Source organism: Formosa sp. L2A11, from assembly GCF_009796865.1.
Classification (GTDB): Bacteria; Bacteroidota; Bacteroidia; order Flavobacteriales; family Flavobacteriaceae; genus Formosa.
The window spans coordinates 3,716,010-3,733,043 of sequence record NZ_CP047028.1 but is presented as its reverse complement, the minus strand read 5'-3'; the positions used below and the strand labels follow the sequence as shown (position 1 = coordinate 3,733,043).

Sequence of the window (17,034 nt, the reverse complement as noted above, 5' to 3'; positions counted from 1 at the left end):
AATAGCGGCTTTTTTATATTATAATGAGTAGTATAAATTATTCCTCAACTTCTTCTTCAGTTGGAGTTTCAGTTTGTTCCTCAACTTGAGTCTTAACTTCTTCAACAGTTGGATTTTCAGTTTGTTCCATAACTTCAGTCTTAACTTCTTCTTCAGTTGGAGTTTCAGTTTGTTCCTCAACTTGAGTCTTAACTTCTTCAACAGTTGGATTTTCAGTTTGTTCCATAACTTCAGTTTTAACTTCTTCTATAGTTGGAGTTTCAGTTTGTTCCATAACTTCAGTTTTAACTTCTTCAACAGTTGGAGTTTCAGTTTGTTCCATAACTTCAGTTTTAACTTCTTCTACAGTTGGAGTTTCAGTTTGTTCCATAACTTCAGTTTCAACTTGTTCTGCAGTTGGAGCTTCAATTTGTTCCTCAACTTCAGTCTTAACTTCTTCTACAGTTGTAGTTTCAGTTTGTTCTTCAACTTCAGTCTCAACTTGTTCTGCAGTTGGAGTTTCAGTTTGTTCTTCAACTTCAGTCTCAACTTCTTCTACAGTTGGAGTTTCTGTTTGTTCTTCAACTTGATCTTCTAAGATAATGAACTTAGAACGTCTGTTTTGTTGATGTTCTTCTTTTGTACATTTAACTCCGTTAGCACAACCATTAACTAATTGTGTTTCTCCGTAACCAATTGCACTTTCAATTCTTGCTGAATCAATATCTCTAGATAATATGTAGTCTCTAGTAGATTTTGCACGTTTATCAGACAATGTTAAGTTATAATTATCTGGTCCACGACTATCTGTGTGAGATTCAATTTTAATTTTCATTTCAGGATGTGCTCGCATTACACTTACAATGTTTTCTAACTCGTAAGCTGCATCTGTTCTAATATCCCATTTATCAAAGTCGAAGTAGATTGGGTTAATTACAATCTCGTCTTCAATAATTAGAGGTATTAAATTAAGATCTGTAACAATTTCGTTACCGTTAATTAATGACGTATTTACTTGTCTTAAGTCATCTTTGTAATCGGCCATACTACCTAATACATTGTATGTGCTATTACAACTAACTTTAAAAGTATAAGTACCATCTTCACCAGTCATAAGTTCTTCTATAACTTTTCCTGTTTCATCTATTAATTGAACACTAGCAAAAGCTATCGGTAAAACAGTTCTGCTATCTCTAACAGTACCTGTTATGATTTGAGAACAAATTTCGAATGAATAAATATCATCTCCACCCATTCCGCCTAAACGGTTAGAAGAAAAATAACCTCTTCCTGTTTTAGTATCTACGTTGTATGCAAAATCGTCTAAACCACTATTAAAAGGGGCTCCTAAATTTTCTACATTTGTACCACCTTTTAAAACATCAGATTTAAAGATGTCTAAAAGACCTAAGTTTAAATAACTGTCTGAAGAAAAGTATAAGTTGTTTTCTTTATCTACAAAAGGAAACATTTCTTTACCTGCAGTATTAACTGCAGCTCCTAAATTAACAGGGAAACCATAGTTATCGTCACCTAATATAGCTACTTTCCAAATATCTGATTGTCCAAAACCGCCTTCTCTATCAGAAGTAAAGTATAAAATGTCATTATCTGGACTTAAAGCAGGATGACCAGTTGAAAATATTTTATCGTTAAAATTTAATTCTTTAACATCTTGCCAAGTACTATCTACTAGAGTCGCTTTGTAAATTTTTAAATGAGAAGTACCTTCTCTATCTGCTTTTAATTTTTTGTTCTTGCTAACATTATCTCTAGTAAAATACATTGTTTTACCATCGTTAGTTATGGCAACACTAGCTTCGTGATATTTAGTATTGATATCTTCTCCTTTTACATAGTTTGGATATGTATAGTTTAAAGCATCTTCACCATCTGTAGCTTCAGAAATGTTAGATTGATATAAGTCTAAGAAAGGCTCATCATTCCAAGAGTATAAATCTTCTTTATTTTTTTTAGTTGCAGATGCAAAGTATAAAATACCATCATGTTCAATTGCACCAAAGTCAGAATTTTTAGTATTTATAGGCAAGTTAATTACATCTACATATATACCTTCTGTACTTTTTAGTTTTTCGTATAAAGCAACATTAGTAAAATCTGTATCGTCTATACGATCTTCATCTTTTTGTACTTCATTAAATTTTTCTAAATATACAACAGCATCGTCATATTTACCTAAACTACGTAAAGATTGCGCATATTTATAATAGTAAATAGGATCTACATCGTCGTATTTTTTAATGGCTTCAGAGTACCAGGTTGCTGCTTTTTCAGAATCTGAATTGTTATAATAACAATCTCCTAATCGTGTTAATACATGTGCACTACTGTCTCCTTTTTTAACAGCTTCTTGGTATAAATCACTTGCTTTAACATAAGCATAATTCTTGAAGAATCTGTCGGCTACCTTTTTTTGAGCAAAGATAAAAGTACTTGATAGTGCTAGTATAGTGAATATTAATTTTGTCTTCATAGTAGTAGTCTTTAGAAATATCTTGGGGATTTAATACGTCTTTCTTTAAATAATTCGAACATTAAAATTAGTTCGTGTGTCCCGCTTTGGTAATATTTAATTTCAGAGTTTATTGGTGATTCATAAGTGTAACCAATTCTAATTTGTTTAGATACTTGAAAATCGATTAAACCAGCGATAGCATTAGTTCCTCCAAAAGTATATGTAGAACTACCGTTGCTTTGATTTCCATCTACACCTGAGTTATGTCTGAAACCAGCTCCAATCCACATTTTATCATAGAATAAGAAGTTAGCTGTAAGATCATAAGATATAGGAGCACCACTAGTTGCTTTTAATAAAACAGATGGTTTAAATTTAGTGTAACTACCAATATCCCAAACATAACCTCCAGTTAGGTAATAACTAACACGTTCTAGAGCTTCATATTCGTCTGTGTTATAATCTGTATTTAAAATTCTAGGAGCAGATAAACCTAGGTACCATCTTGTAGAGTGCCAGTAAAGACCTACACCTACGTTTGGAGACCAACGATCTTCTATACCATATATAACGGGATCGTTAGGATTATTAAGTCTAAAATCTTGGTCTAAACTATATTGAGTAAAACCAGCGTTAAGTCCGAAAGCTAATTTAGATTTTTCGCTTGTTTTAATGGTGTATGAAAAACTCCCATATAAATAATTGAAGTTTTCAGCACCAAGCTCATCGTGTATAAACGAACCACCAATACCTATTTTCTCGTTCTCTAAAGGCGAGTGTACGGAAAGAGTTTGTGTTGTAGGAGCACCATCAATACCTACCCATTGGCTTCTATGAAGGCCAACTACGCTTAAGGTTTCTCTACTCCCCGTATACGCGGGGTTTATAGATATGGTGTTATACATGTATTGAGTAAACTGAGGCAATTGTTGCGCCATCCCGACGGTACAACTCAATAATGCTAAAGCTACTATGTGATACTTTAAAATTTTCATAGGTTATTTTTTATTGGTTTCCTAAGTAAATAGAACCTGTTAATGGTTTCAATCCGCTATTTTTTAATGTTACAATGTAATAATATGTTCCAGTTGGTAAATTACTAGCATTTCCAAAACCTCCTTTATCATTCTTACCATTCCAGTTGTTTTGATAATCTGTCGCTTTGTATACTAATGCACCCCAACGGTTATAGATTTCAATGTTAATAACAAATCCACATCTATCAAGTCCTGTTACTGTAAAGTATTCATTCCATTGGTCACCGTTTGGAGTAACTGTAGAAGAAACAATAGGATCACAAGTTGGTTCAACACAATCTTCATTAATTAGTATTGAAACTGATGTTTGATTTTGACATCCATTTGCTTCAGTAAAAGTGAACACATAGGTTGCACCTACTTCAGAATTAATAGGATCGTAAGTACTTCCGTTTATTGTAGTCTCTCCAGATTCTACAATCCAAGTACCATCTATACTAGAATCTTCTAAATAGCTGTCTAAGTCTACAGAACCACCTTCTGTACATCTATCGTCAAACACTTGTACTATGTCTTGTTGTACATTAACTGTGATTGTTTGAGTAAATACTTCTGTATTACCACAACTATCTGTTACTGTCCAATCTCTTAATACAAGATAGTTTTCAAAGGCTGCACCGGTTGATGTGCTTTCTTCTGTATACTCTACTTCTACAGTAGAAGAACAGTTATCTGTGAATTCTAATTCAGGTATTGCTGGTAATTCAGAACAGTTAATTTCAACTTCACTATCAAAATCACTTACTAGAGTAGGAGCGATTGTATCTGCTACTGTAATTATTTGTGTTGTTGTTGACGTGTTACCACATGAATCTGTGAAAGACCATGTTCTTGTTATAATACTACTACAAGTATCTACACTTGTTGTTGTATCTACACCTGTTGAAGTTATTTCCCCACCACAATTATCTGTAGCAGTTAAGTCAACCATTGCAGGAACATCATCTGAACATTGTATAGTTACATCTTCTGGAGCCGCTGGTGCTGTTGGAGCAACATCATCTATAACACTAATAGTTTGTGTTACTTCTGTAGTGTTACCACTATTGTCTGTAAACATCCAAGTACGTGTAATTGTTACGTTACAAGAATCTGTATCTTCAATAGTTTCTGTTCCGTCTGAAGTTAATATACCAGTACAGTTATCTGTTGCTGTTAATGTATCTAATTCAGGAACATCGTCTATACATGCATATGTTGTATCTGTTGGTACGTTATCTACTACAGGAGATGTAACGTCTTTAACAGTTATTATTTGAGATACTTCTGTAGTATTACCACATGCATCAGAAAAAGTCCATGTACGTGTAATAATTATATTAAGAGGATCTGTATTGTCTTCTGTATCTACACCAGCAACAGTAATATCTCCTGTACATTCATCTGTAGCCGTAAGATTAATCATTGCAGGAACATCTCCATCACATTCTACAGTAACATCTGCAGGAACGTTAGTTGGAGCAGTTGGAGCAGTTTCATCTATAATCGTTATTGTTGCAGTAGTTTCAGCAGCATTTCCACAGTTATCTACTGCTGTAAATGTTACAGTAACAGAGTTATCTTCTCCACAAACTGTAGAGTTCATTGATGAAGCATCAAAATCGTTACTCCAAGTTATTGTGTCTGAACAATAATCTGATGCTACAGCACCACCATTAGTAGTTAACCAATCTTGTAATGTGTTTTCTGCATCATTACATTCATAAACTAAATCTTGAGGCTCTGTATCTATTACAGGAGCTGTTTCATCGTTTACTATATATGTAGCAGAAGTAGAAGTCGAGTTTCCACAAGCATCTGTTGCTGTAAATATCACTTCAATAGGGTTTGTACAACTTGGTATTGATGGATCATAGTTGTTTGTCCAAGTAATATCTGAACAATTATCTTCAGCTCTTGCACCTGCATTTATGGCTACCCAAGCATCGATTGTTGGAGTTCCTTCTAAACCATCACATTGTGTTACTATATCTGCAGCTTCATTAGTGATTACCGGAGCCGTTGTATCTATTACTGTAATAATTTGTGTTGCTGTTGACGTGTTACCACATGAATCTGTGAAAGACCATGTTCTTGTTATAATACTACTACAAGTATCTACACTTGTTGTTGTATCTACACCTGTTGAAGTTATTTCCCCACCACAATTATCTGTAGCAGTTAAGTCAACCATTGCAGGAACATCATCTGAACATTGTACAGTTACATCTTCTGGAGCCGCTGGTGCTGTTGGAGCAACATCATCTATAACTGTTATTGTTTGTGTTGTTTCAGTAGAGTTTCCGCTATCATCAGTGAATACCCAAGTACGAGTAATAATTAGATTACAAGCATCTGCATCGTTAATTGTTTCTGTACCATTAGAAGTAATAATACCAGAACAATTATCTATTGCGGTTAAAGCTTCCATTGCTGGTACATCATCAATACATTCAAATGCTAAATCTGCAGGTATACTATCTATTACAGGAGCAGTAATATCACTAACTGTTATGATTTGAGAGACCTCAGAAGTGTTTCCACAAGCATCAGTAAATGTCCAAGTACGTGTAATAATTATATTAGATGGATCTGAATTGTCTTCTGTATCTACACCTGATACTGTAATTTCTCCAACACATTCGTCGGTAGCAGTAAGATTAATCATTTCAGGAATATCGTCATAACATTCTACAGAAACGTCTTCAGGTACATTTGTTGGTACTGTTGGAGCAGTAACATCAATTACTGTAATTGTTGAAGATGTAGTTGTTATGTTTCCACATAAATCTGTTGCAGTAAAAATTACAGTTGTTGCATTGTCTTCTCCACATGCTTGCATGTTGAAGGTATCAGAACTAAAATCATTAGACCAAGTAACTTCTGTTGAACAAGCATCTGTTGCTGCACTACCACCATTAGATGCTAACCAAGTATTTAAAGTGCTTTGATAATCTTCATTACATTCCATAACTAAAGCTTCTGGAGCAGTCTCTATAATAGGTCCAGTTTCATCTAATATTGTATAAGTTGCAGATTGAGAAATTGAATTCCCACATGCATCAGTTGCAGTAAATTCTACTGTTACACCTTCATTACATGTTGGCATTTCTGAATTGTAATTGTTTGTCCATGTTAAATCAGAACAATTATCGTTTGCAAGAGCATATCCATTATGTAGTACCCATGCATCAATAGTAGGGAGTCTTTGTTCTCCATCACAATCATAAACAATATCTTGAGGTTCTTCTATAAATACAGGAGCAACATCATCAATAACTGTTATGTTTTGAGATATTTCTGAAGTATTACCACAATCGTCTGAAAATGTCCAAGTACGAATAACAGATTGATTACATCCTCCATTTGTAGAAGCTACTATAGTATCTTCACCAATTGCAGTTATAATGTCACCACAATTATCTGTAGCTTCTAATTCAAGATCTGCAGGAAGTTCTGTTAAGCAGGCTACAGTAATATCTGCAGGAGCTTCTGGAGCAACAGGAGCAGTAGTGTCTACTAAATTAATAGTTTGTGATACTACTGATGTATCTCCACATGAATCTGTGAACGACCATGTACGTGTTATAATAATATTACACGGGTCTGAAGCGTTTGTTGTTTCACTATTTACAGAGGTAATCGTACCACCTGTATCTGAACAAATATCGTCTGCAATTAAATCTTCCATTACAGGAACATCTGCAAGACACTCATAAGTTGCATCTTCAGGAGGCTCAGGTAATGTTACTGTTTCAAAAGCTAAAGTTAAGTTGTAAATAACATACTTATCTGTAGTTGCTGTATATTGTATTGATAAATTATTTTGATTAGGAACTACACTAACTTCTGGAAGGTCGAATTTACTTAAGTCAATTCCATAAACAGTCCCATTAGGTGTTCTTGGAGAGCCTCCAACATTTATTGATGAATTAAAAAAGTTTGTTGTTGTATTCGTGCTGTGGCTTAATCGTTGTATATAATCTCCAGTACCACCATATTGAGTTGTTAAAGCGTCTCCCGCTAAATCAGCATCACCCTCAGCACCCATAACACCTATTTGGGCATTTACATAATCAGCAGTATTTAAACCACTAATATCTAAGTCTATGTAACTAAGTAGTTCATAATTTGGATCGTTAGGTACACCTTTAAAAGAATAACCATCGAAAACACCAATATTACGGCTTCTCATAGTCGAGTTTTCGTAAACGATAACCATACTCCATGCTCCGTAATATCCAATACCTAAGCCAACTGTGTTATCTTGTCCTTCAACTAATGCAATATCTGCAACAGTATATTCACCAGCACCATTTGCTTGAACATAACTAGTTACATCAGCAAAAGCGATATACATGTCATTAAAAGATCCTTCAGGATAATAGATATCTCCAGTGTTAGCTGTTACTTCTGTATATCCAGCAGAACTAGGTCCATTTATAGATACTACAGGTTTTTTTAATGTTTTAGCAAGTCCAGTGTTAGGGTTAGTTACAATAAACTCTTCACCAGGAGGACGACCTGTCCAATATAATCCTGCATAAACAATATTAGATGTATTATCTATTAATTGTCCACTCTCATCTGTAAGTTGAACAGTAGCAGATGATGAGTTAACCGTGTTAGGGTCTCCATCAATATCTACATAGATCATGTCATCTGAACCTGTTGCTTCAGTAAGATTGGCATTTCCTATAATAGTAAAATCACCATTAACAGAATATGTAGCCCTAGAGCTAAAAGGTACTTGTGATTGTCCATAGCTATAAAAACTGCATGCCATTAGCACTAATGCTAACAGCGAATACTGTCTAATGTTTTTATAAGCTTTAAATTTCGTAGCGTAAATTTTTTTCATTTCATGAATCGATTAAGTTATCCTGATACTGGTTATGATGGATTAACAACTTTATTATAATTAGTTATTTTTGGGTCTATAATAAAATTCAGTAAACTCTTACTTGTTGAGTTTAACAAAGTTTGTATGTGATTTTTTAGAATAAAAGAAAAGTAATTTAAAGAGTGAAGTGTTTCTTTAAGGTTAAAATCTTTCGATAAAAGAAGCATCTTGTACGGCCCTTGTTTGAATCTTAAACGTATTCTAGACGGACTAGAGTCTGATTCATATACCTGGTGCCTTAAATAATAAATAGTAAAATACAAGAATAGAATTGAAGCGTAATTTATTACCATATACAATTTATTGATTATCGTTAATTTCTTTTTTCTAAATAAAATTCAATTTATTTCAACTATCAATTTGTCTTACTTTTGGTTAGGAAGTAAAATTTGTCTAGAATGCATAAAGTCTTGTGGGAAAGTTTTGACTAGCAAAACTTGGGCTTTAGGTATTGAAATTAGACTTGGGATCATATTCTTCACAATTAATACTTACAAAAAACGACAGTTAGTATTAGAAAAACAAAATTTAATGTTAAAAGACGTCTTATTTTCGATGAAGTGTAATCTCTTTGTTTTTAAGCAGGTGTTTGTTGTATTTCGTCGTATTTCTTTTTGGCACTTATTAACATATTAGTGTTTATAAGTGTATAATTTTATTAATTAAAATTATAATTCAGTGCTTTTTCTTATTTTTAAATTATGAAAAAAATAGTAGTCGTAAGACATGGTAAATCATCATGGAAGGGTGGTGTAGAAGACCTTTTTAGGTCTTTAAAACCAGTAGGTTACGGTAATACTGTTAAGGTTTGTAGGAATTTTTTAGAAATGTCAGATATTTCTTCCCAAAATATTTTTTGTAGTCCTGCGAAACGTACCTTAGAGACTTGTAATATTTTTGTTAATAACTTTTTTAAGAATGTGGATGTTGAAATACAAATTATTGAAGATTTGTATGATTTTGATGGTCAAAAACTATCCAATTTTATCAAATCTTTAACAGACGATTTAGATACTGTATTTATTTTTGGACATAATAATGCCATAAATAATTTCGTAAATACATATGGCGATGTTTATATAGAAAATGTACCAACTAGTGGTTTGGTTGTTTTAGAATTCGATATTAATAATTGGTCTGAACTAAAGTCGGGTTACTTAAAACTTAAATTATTTCCTAAAGCTTTAAAATAATTATTTTTTTTTAATTTATTCTTGACTTAATAACATACAGTAAATGAAATTAAATTCTAAATACAATATATTTGTATGAAGAAATAAAAATTATTTAAATGATAAAAATCGAAAAAGCTAATAACATATATATTAATAGAGAAATTAGTTGGCTTCAATTTAACGCTAGAGTACTGCAAGAAGCTGAAGATAAAAACGTGCCTTTAATTGAACGTTTGCGATTTTTAGGTATATTTTCAAATAATTTAGATGAGTTTTTTAAAGTACGTTACGCGACAGTTAAACGTATAGATGAAGCTGGTAAGGCTGGTAAAAGTGAACTTGGCGGAATTAAAGCTAGTGAACTTTTAGAAATTATTACAGATATTGTAATAGAGCAACAGTCTGAAAGTTTAATGATTTTAAAAAATATTCAAAATAATTTAAAGAAAGAGAATATTTTTATAATTGATGAAAATCAAATTTCTCCATCACAGCACCTGTTTATAAAACAATATTTTATTCAAAAGGTAAGCCCTGCGCTAGTCACTATTATTTTAAGCGATTTAGTTAAGCTTCCGTTATTAAAAGATAGTGCTGCATATTTGGCCGTAAATATGCATATGAGTACAGATAAAAATCAATTTGCATTAATTGAAATCTCTAAAAATATGGATCGTTTTGTCGTTCTTCCAAGAGAAGATGATAAAGATTATATTATTATGTTAGACGATTTACTTCGCTATTGTTTAGACGATATTTTTAATATTTTCGATTATAAGTCTATTTCTGCTCACATGATAAAAATTACTAGAGATGGTGAGCTTGATTTTGAAAGCGATTTAAGTAAAAGTTTTATCGATAAATTATCAGATAGTGTAAAACACAGACAAGTTGGAGAGCCTGTTAGGTTTGTGTACGATAAAGAAATTGAAAAAGACACCCTTGATTATTTATTAAAAAAAATGAATATAGAACCTTCAGATAGTATTATTCCTGGAGGGCGTTACCATAACAGACGTGATTATATGGGGTTTCCTAGTTTAGGAAGAACCGATTTGTTGTATGATAAAATAGAACCTTTACTTATTAAAGGATTAAGTTTAGAAGAAAGTATTTTTCCTCTAATTGCCAAAAAAGATTTTTTACTATACGCACCTTATCATACATTCTCTTATATCGTTAAATTTTTAAGAGAGGCCGCTTTAGATCCTAAAGTTAAAACCATAAAAATAACAATTTATAGATTAGCTCAAATTTCAGATATTGCAAGTTCATTAATTAATGCAGCAAAAAACGGAAAACGCGTTACTGTATCTATAGAATTACAAGCCCGTTTTGATGAACAAGCAAATATTGCTTATGCAGAGCAAATGGAAGTTGAAGGGATTAACTTAATTTTTGGAGTTCAAGGTTTAAAAGTGCACAGTAAAATGTGTGTAATTGAACGCGAAGAAAATAAAAAGATAAAAAGATACGGAATTGTAAGTACAGGAAACTTTAACGAATCTACCGCTAAAATCTATACAGATTATACTTTATTCACAGCAGATCAAAGTATTTTAAAAGATATTAATAAAGTTTTTAGTTTTTTTGAAACAAATTATTTAATATACAGATATAAACATATTATAACATCGCCACATTATACACAAAAGGCTTTTTTTAAGTTAATTGATGCAGAAATTGTTAATGTGAAATTAGGTAAACCTGCAAGTATAAAACTTAAAATGAATAGTATTTCTAGCTATAAAATGGTAGATAAACTATACGAAGCGAGTCGAGCAGGAGTGAAAATCCAAATGATTGTTAGAGGTTTATGTTGTTTAGTTCCAGGTATAGAAGGTATGAGTGAAAATATCGAGGTAATAAGTATTGTCGATAAGTTTTTAGAGCATACCAGATTATATGTATTTGGTAATGGCGGAAATCCTAAAGTTTATATTTCATCTGCAGATTGGATGACTAGAAATATTGAAAATAGAGTAGAGGTCACTTGCCCTATTTATGATAAGGATATTAAACAAGAATTATTAGATACGTTTAATATTTGTTGGAGTGATAATGTAAAAGCAAGAATTTTAAATTTAGAACAGACCAACGAACATAAAAAAAATAATAAAACAAAAGTAAGATCGCAGTTCGCAACCTACGAATATTACTTAAACAAATTAAAAGGGTAATATGCTTACAATAAAAAAATATGCAGCAATCGATATTGGATCTAACGCCGTAAGATTATTAATTGCTAATATTATTGAAGAAGAAGGAAAGCCAACGAAGTTTAAAAAAAGTTCTTTAGTTCGTGTGCCAATTCGTTTAGGTGCAGATGTGTTTTTAGAAGAGAAAATTTCTGAAAAGAATATAGAACGCATGATTGATACTATGCATGCTTTTAAATTACTTATGAAATCTCATAAAGTAGAGAAATATAAGGCATGTGCAACATCAGCTATGCGTGAAGCAAAAAATAGTAAAGAAGTTGTTCAACAAATTTTAGAGCAATCGGATATTAAAATTGATATAATTGAAGGAGATGAAGAAGCTGCCATTATTGCAGCAACAGATTTAAATGCATTTATAAATCCAAATAAAACATATTTATATGTAGATGTTGGAGGTGGTAGTACAGAGTTTACAGTTATAGACCATGGAGAAACAGAAATCTCTAGATCCTTTAAAATTGGTACTGTAAGGTTGTTAAACGACATGGTAAAAAGAGAAACCTGGAACGAATTAGAAAGTTGGATTAAAGAACATACTAAAAAGTATGAGAAAATAGATTTAATAGGTTCTGGAGGAAATATTAATAAAATTTTTAAGGTTTCAGGAAAAGCTGTGGGAAAACCGTTAACATTCTTTTATTTAACATCTTATTATAATATATTGCAATCTTATTCTTACGAAGAACGTATCACCGAGTTGGATTTAAACCAAGATCGCGCAGACGTAATTATACCAGCAGCAAGAATTTATCTGTCGGCTATGAAATGGAGTGGAGCAAAAGATATTTATGTTCCTAAAATAGGGTTAAGTGATGGGATAATAAAGAGTTTGTATTACGAAACAGTGTCTAGTAAAAAATTGATTTAAAGGTAAAATGTGATTTTTGTCCTTTTTTTTACTACAATTATATTAAAGTGATTCTATTAATTTTAACTTAGCAACAAAATCTATCAATATGAAAAAAATTACCTTTCTAGTTTTAACTATTCTAGCAACTACAACTAGTTTTGCTCAATTCGATTTATTTGGAGTAAGAGCCGGAATAAATATGTCTAATTTAGATTATGATTCTGAAGTTCCTTCAGGTAACGCACACAGAAATGGATTTGTAGTTGGTTTTACAGCTCAATATGGTATTTCTGATAAATTTTCTATAGCACCAGAAATTCAATTTTCTGCAGAAGGTGCCAAAGAAGAATCTCTTAGATTATCTTACCTTAATTTACCTGTATTTGCTAAATATGCCGTAACAGAACGTTTATCTGTAGGTTTAGGACCTCAATTAGGACTTAAAGTTCATGAATTTGAAGATGGTTTTAATAACTTAGTTTTTTCTGGTATTGCAGGTGTAGAATATATCTTTCTTGATGACTTTTATGTAGATGTAAGATATTCTTACGGAATAACAAATGTGTATGACGACGATCAAATTTTAGAAGCAAAAAATAGTAATATACAAGTTGGTTTAGGTATAAAAATATTCTAATTCAATTTTAATAATTTTAAAAAGAGCCAAATTTCAATTATTGAAATTTGGCTCTTTTTTTATTTTATAATGTTAAATATTAGACTTCGTTAAAAATGATGTCTTGAAATGTTAAAAGAAATATAACTTTAATTCCGCTTTATACTTCAAAAGCGATATTCGTATATATTTGATTCTCATGTTACATTTAAAACCATAAATTAATCAATTATGAAAAAAATTATATTATTACTAGTCTTAATTATTTCTAGTGCTGTAAATTCTCAAATTTTAGAGCCCGTAAAATGGGATACAACTGTTAATAAAATTTCTGCCACAGAATACGAATTAGTCGCTACAGCTACTATAGACCAAGGTTGGCATTTGTATGCGCAATCTGTTCCTGAAAACGGACCAATTCCAACAACGTTTACGTTTAAAGGGAATAAAAATTTCTTAAAAAAAGGAAATACTCAAGAAGGAAAAGGACATGTTGTAAATGATCCTGTTTTTGAGATGGAAATTAAGTTTTTTGAAACTAAAGCAGCGTTTAAACAACGTATAAAAGTAAAGGGTGTTGTGCCGTTTAAAGTGAATGGTACCGTAGAATTTATGATGTGCGATGATACAAGATGTTTACCGCCAACCGAAGTAGATTTAGAGTTTGATGTAAAATAAAATAACTTTAATATGATAAAAAAATCCTTCAGCAAATTAATGCTGAAGGATTTTTTTGTAAAATAGAATCTGTTTTTTTAATCTTCAGATTCAATATCATCATTTAAAGCTGGCCGGTTTGGCTGATTTGCCAATTGCCAAGCTGTTGCAAATACAAGTTGGGCGCGTTTTTGTAGTATTGAAAAATTAATTTTGTCTACTGTATCTGTAGCCTTATGGTAGTCTGCATGCGTTCCGTTAAAGTAAAAAATAACAGGAATATTATGTTTTGCAAAATTATAATGATCCGATCTATAATAAAATTGATTTTTGTCGTTTAAGGCATTAAAAGTATAATCTAAGTCCAAATTAAAATAAGTGCTATTTGTTTTTTCTGAGGCATAATGTAGCTCATTACTTAAACGATCAGAACCTATTAAATAAACATAATTGGGGTTGTCTTTATGCTTATCGTCTACACGACCAATCATATCAATATTTAAATTGGCAATGGTGTTTTCTAAAGGAAAAATGGGGTGTTCTGAATAATATTTAGAACCATATAATCCAATTTCTTCGGCAGTAACATGTAAAAATAAAATACTACGTTTTGGTTGGTGTCCGTTTAAAGTGGCTTTTTTAAAAGCTTGAGCAATTTCTAAAAGCGCTACGGTACCAGAACCATCATCGTCTGCACCATTATAAATTTCGCCTTTAATTATTCCAACATGATCTAAATGTGCCGAAATAACTAAAACTTCATCTGGTTTTTCAGATCCTTCAATATATGCTAATACATTTTCTGAAGCATCTACCTTCTTAGGTAAATAGGATGCAGGTATGTGCTGAAAATAAACAGAATCGTTTATAGGAGACGAAATGTCTTGGTTAATATAATATTGTTTTAAATACTCTACCGCTTTTTTTTGACCTTCAGTTCCGGTACCTCGACCTTCAAATTCATCAGATGAATAAATTTCTAAATGTTTTTGTAATTCATCTGTTGTAATAGTATTTATATATTCTCTTACTATGCTGCTATCTTGAAGAATAAGAGAATCTGTAATGTTTTGGGTTAAAGTTCTGTCTTTTGTTTCTGCACAAGAGACTAAAACTAGGAAAGCGGGGAGTAAATAGAAAAGTTTTAAAGACATGGAGCTATTGTTATAATGTGTAATATTTTAAAATAAATTATTTTTGTTTTGAAATGGTATGAATACTATCTTCAGGTTTATGTTCTTCTGTGTCTTCAAATTCTTCTTCAAAATCTGATTCGTCATCATTAATATCCTGTTCTACTTTTTGTTCTGTTTTTGTAAAGACTTCAGTTTTAGAAGGTGTAAGTATTAATTTACTAACTGAAAATATAATTGCAATACTACTAAGTAAAATAGCCAGTTGTGCAGAGGCTTTAGGTTGTATTTTTTGTTTAGATAATTGTAGTCCATAAATGGCTAAAATCAATGCTATTATTGCAGGAATAGCAGCAAATATAGATTTAGGAAGCGTTGCCCATACTATTGCAACTATAGATAAGATTAATGCTGAGACAATACTTATTTTTCTCATGATTTAATATTTAATCTGAAACGATTCTGATTTTTTAATCGAAAACAGGATGTTTTTTAAGTCTTAATAAAGATATAACGTTTAATGTAAGAAAAGCCCTTTTTTATTAAAAAAAGGGCTTTTTGTAAGATAATTAGTGTTAATTATTTTCTGCTTTATTTCCATCCACCACCAAGGGCTTCGTATAAATCTACAACATTTAATAATTGTTGTAATTTACTATCTACAACATTAAGTTCTGCGTTTAATGCCGCAGTTCTTGCTGTTAATAAATCTAAAAATGTGCTAAGTCCATAGTTTAAAAGTTCCTCAGAATTTATTTCTGCTTTTCTTAAAGCAACAACTTCATTTTCTCTAAAAACTATTTTTCGTTTTTCAGCATCATAATTGTATAAAGTGTTAGAGATCTCGTTACCTGCAGTTAGTAATGTTTTTTCGAAATTTAAAAGCGCTTGCTCTTGTTGTGCAATTGCAACTTCGTGTTGTGTTCTAATGCTTCGTTTGTTAAATAACGGTTGAGTTAAACCTCCAACAATACTTGAAAAAATAGAATTAGCGCTAATCCAATCTTTAATGTCTAAACTTTGGAATCCTCCAGAAGCCGTTAATGTTAAAGAAGGATAAAACTGACTTTTAGCAACATTAGTTAATTCAAAAGCATTAATTAAACCATATTCTGCTGCCATAACATCTGGTCTGTTACGTAATAAAACCGCAGGAACACCAACTTTCATTTCTGTGTCTAATTTCTGACCTTCTAAATCGCTTCTTTCAATACTACTTGGATTTTTCCCTAATAATAAGTTAAGTGTATTCTCTGTTTTAAAAATAGCACTTTCAATGTCTATTTTTAAAGCACTTGCACTATTAAATTGAGCAATACTTTGGTCTACAGCAACCTGATTAACTCGGCCCGCATCTTTTAGTGCCTGAATGGTTTCAACACTTTTTTTACGTGTTAAAATAGACTCGTTAGTTATTTTAAGCTGAGCATCTAAAGCTAATAATTGATAATATGTTGTTGCTATTTGTGCAACTAATAATGTTTTTACTGCTTTATGTGCAGCTACAGATTGTAAATAACTTGCATCTGTTGCTCGTTTTCCGCTTCTAATTTTACCCCAAATATCTGCTTCCCAAGATAGACTAGCATTCAAGTCGTATGAGTCTACAGATCCACTAAAAATAGATCCAAACTGACTGTTTTTTGAATATTTGGTAGTTGTCGCAGTTCCGCTTAAATCTAAAGATGGTAAATACCCTGCTTTTCCTTGTTTTGCATAAGATTCTGCCGCTAGCATTTGTTGGATGGCGATTCTTATATCTATATTGTTTTGAAGACCTTCTTCAATATATTGATTTAAAAAAGGGTCTGTAAACAAATCTTTCCAAGACACATCTGCCATAGACGTGCTGTCTGATGGCAAATTATCTGTTCTGTACAAATTTGGTGTTTCATCAAATTCTGGTCGTTCATAGTCTTTAGCAACAAAACAACTTTGTAACGTTACTAGAGCAAAAAGCAATACCGAAATTTTACTAAATGCGTTATGTTTTATTATTGATGTCAT

At 31.7% G+C, this 17,034-nt stretch carries 11 protein-coding genes; 5 read left to right on the top strand and 6 right to left on the bottom strand.

The window, feature by feature from the left end; all coding sequences use genetic code 11:
• Nucleotides 1-37 precede the first annotated feature (37 nt).
• From GQR95_RS16325 to GQR95_RS16315, 3 genes are read right to left on the bottom strand one after another with little or no spacing between them, the layout of a single operon-like run.
• On the bottom strand, nucleotides 38-2,473 hold the full coding sequence (locus tag GQR95_RS16325) for an OmpA family protein (RefSeq protein WP_159024143.1): 2,436 nt from the start codon (nucleotides 2,471-2,473) through the stop codon (nucleotides 38-40).
• Between the two features lie 11 nt (nucleotides 2,474-2,484).
• The gene (locus GQR95_RS16320) at nucleotides 2,485-3,450 is read right to left on the bottom strand and encodes a type IX secretion system membrane protein PorP/SprF (protein WP_159024142.1); all 966 of its coding nucleotides are present in this window, start codon (nucleotides 3,448-3,450) and stop codon (nucleotides 2,485-2,487) included.
• Between the two features lie 10 nt (nucleotides 3,451-3,460).
• Nucleotides 3,461-8,332 carry a gliding motility-associated C-terminal domain-containing protein gene (locus GQR95_RS16315; RefSeq protein ID WP_159024141.1) on the bottom strand — a complete coding sequence of 1,624 codons (4,872 nt, stop codon included), beginning with the start codon at nucleotides 8,330-8,332 and terminating at the stop codon, nucleotides 3,461-3,463.
• Nucleotides 8,333-9,075: 743 nt separating this feature from the next.
• Between GQR95_RS16315 and GQR95_RS16310 the strand changes: the two genes are divergently transcribed.
• The 5 genes from GQR95_RS16310 to GQR95_RS16290 all read left to right on the top strand — a co-directional run bounded on the left by GQR95_RS16310 (nucleotide 9,076) and on the right by GQR95_RS16290 (nucleotide 13,915).
• Nucleotides 9,076-9,567, top strand: a complete 492-nt coding sequence (locus GQR95_RS16310) for a histidine phosphatase family protein (RefSeq protein ID WP_159024140.1) — start codon at nucleotides 9,076-9,078, stop codon at nucleotides 9,565-9,567.
• 98 nt (nucleotides 9,568-9,665) lie between these two features.
• Complete coding sequence (gene ppk1 / locus GQR95_RS16305; RefSeq protein ID WP_159024139.1) at nucleotides 9,666-11,729, top strand: polyphosphate kinase 1; 2,064 nt, start codon at nucleotides 9,666-9,668, stop codon at nucleotides 11,727-11,729.
• Nucleotide 11,730: 1 nt separating this feature from the next.
• Nucleotides 11,731-12,639: a Ppx/GppA phosphatase family protein gene (locus tag GQR95_RS16300; RefSeq protein WP_159024138.1), complete on the top strand. Its 909-nt coding sequence runs from the start codon at nucleotides 11,731-11,733 to the stop codon at nucleotides 12,637-12,639.
• A gap of 88 nt (nucleotides 12,640-12,727) precedes the next feature.
• Complete coding sequence (locus tag GQR95_RS16295; RefSeq protein ID WP_159024137.1) at nucleotides 12,728-13,258, top strand: porin family protein; 531 nt, start codon at nucleotides 12,728-12,730, stop codon at nucleotides 13,256-13,258.
• Between the two features lie 210 nt (nucleotides 13,259-13,468).
• Nucleotides 13,469-13,915, top strand: a complete 447-nt coding sequence (locus GQR95_RS16290; RefSeq protein WP_159024136.1) for a protein-disulfide reductase DsbD domain-containing protein — start codon at nucleotides 13,469-13,471, stop codon at nucleotides 13,913-13,915.
• Nucleotides 13,916-13,992: 77 nt separating this feature from the next.
• Here GQR95_RS16290 and GQR95_RS16285 read toward each other — a convergent pair whose 3' ends face one another.
• The 3 genes from GQR95_RS16285 to GQR95_RS16275 form a co-directional block, all read right to left on the bottom strand.
• Complete coding sequence (locus GQR95_RS16285; RefSeq protein ID WP_159024135.1) at nucleotides 13,993-15,048, bottom strand: M28 family metallopeptidase; 1,056 nt, start codon at nucleotides 15,046-15,048, stop codon at nucleotides 13,993-13,995.
• 37 nt (nucleotides 15,049-15,085) lie between these two features.
• Nucleotides 15,086-15,463, bottom strand: a complete 378-nt coding sequence (locus tag GQR95_RS16280; protein WP_159024134.1) for a hypothetical protein — start codon at nucleotides 15,461-15,463, stop codon at nucleotides 15,086-15,088.
• Nucleotides 15,464-15,618: 155 nt separating this feature from the next.
• Nucleotides 15,619-17,034: an efflux transporter outer membrane subunit gene (locus GQR95_RS16275; protein WP_159024133.1), complete on the bottom strand. Its 1,416-nt coding sequence runs from the start codon at nucleotides 17,032-17,034 to the stop codon at nucleotides 15,619-15,621.

What these genes read in the sequence shown, in the direction of transcription:
- GQR95_RS16290 (WP_159024136.1), top strand. Translation starts at nt 13,469, where the DNA reads ATGAAAAAAATTATATTATTACTAGTCTTAATTATTTCTAGTGCTGTA.
- GQR95_RS16320 (WP_159024142.1), bottom strand. Translation starts at nt 3,450, where the DNA reads ATGAAAATTTTAAAGTATCACATAGTAGCTTTAGCATTATTGAGTTGT.
- ppk1 (WP_159024139.1), top strand. Translation starts at nt 9,666, where the DNA reads ATGATAAAAATCGAAAAAGCTAATAACATATATATTAATAGAGAAATT.
- GQR95_RS16280 (WP_159024134.1), bottom strand. Translation starts at nt 15,463, where the DNA reads ATGAGAAAAATAAGTATTGTCTCAGCATTAATCTTATCTATAGTTGCA.
- GQR95_RS16315 (WP_159024141.1), bottom strand. Translation starts at nt 8,332, where the DNA reads ATGAAAAAAATTTACGCTACGAAATTTAAAGCTTATAAAAACATTAGA.
- GQR95_RS16275 (WP_159024133.1), bottom strand. Translation starts at nt 17,034, where the DNA reads ATGACATCAATAATAAAACATAACGCATTTAGTAAAATTTCGGTATTG.
- GQR95_RS16285 (WP_159024135.1), bottom strand. Translation starts at nt 15,048, where the DNA reads ATGTCTTTAAAACTTTTCTATTTACTCCCCGCTTTCCTAGTTTTAGTC.
- GQR95_RS16300 (WP_159024138.1), top strand. Translation starts at nt 11,731, where the DNA reads ATGCTTACAATAAAAAAATATGCAGCAATCGATATTGGATCTAACGCC.
- GQR95_RS16295 (WP_159024137.1), top strand. Translation starts at nt 12,728, where the DNA reads ATGAAAAAAATTACCTTTCTAGTTTTAACTATTCTAGCAACTACAACT.
- GQR95_RS16310 (WP_159024140.1), top strand. Translation starts at nt 9,076, where the DNA reads ATGAAAAAAATAGTAGTCGTAAGACATGGTAAATCATCATGGAAGGGT.
- GQR95_RS16325 (WP_159024143.1), bottom strand. Translation starts at nt 2,473, where the DNA reads ATGAAGACAAAATTAATATTCACTATACTAGCACTATCAAGTACTTTT.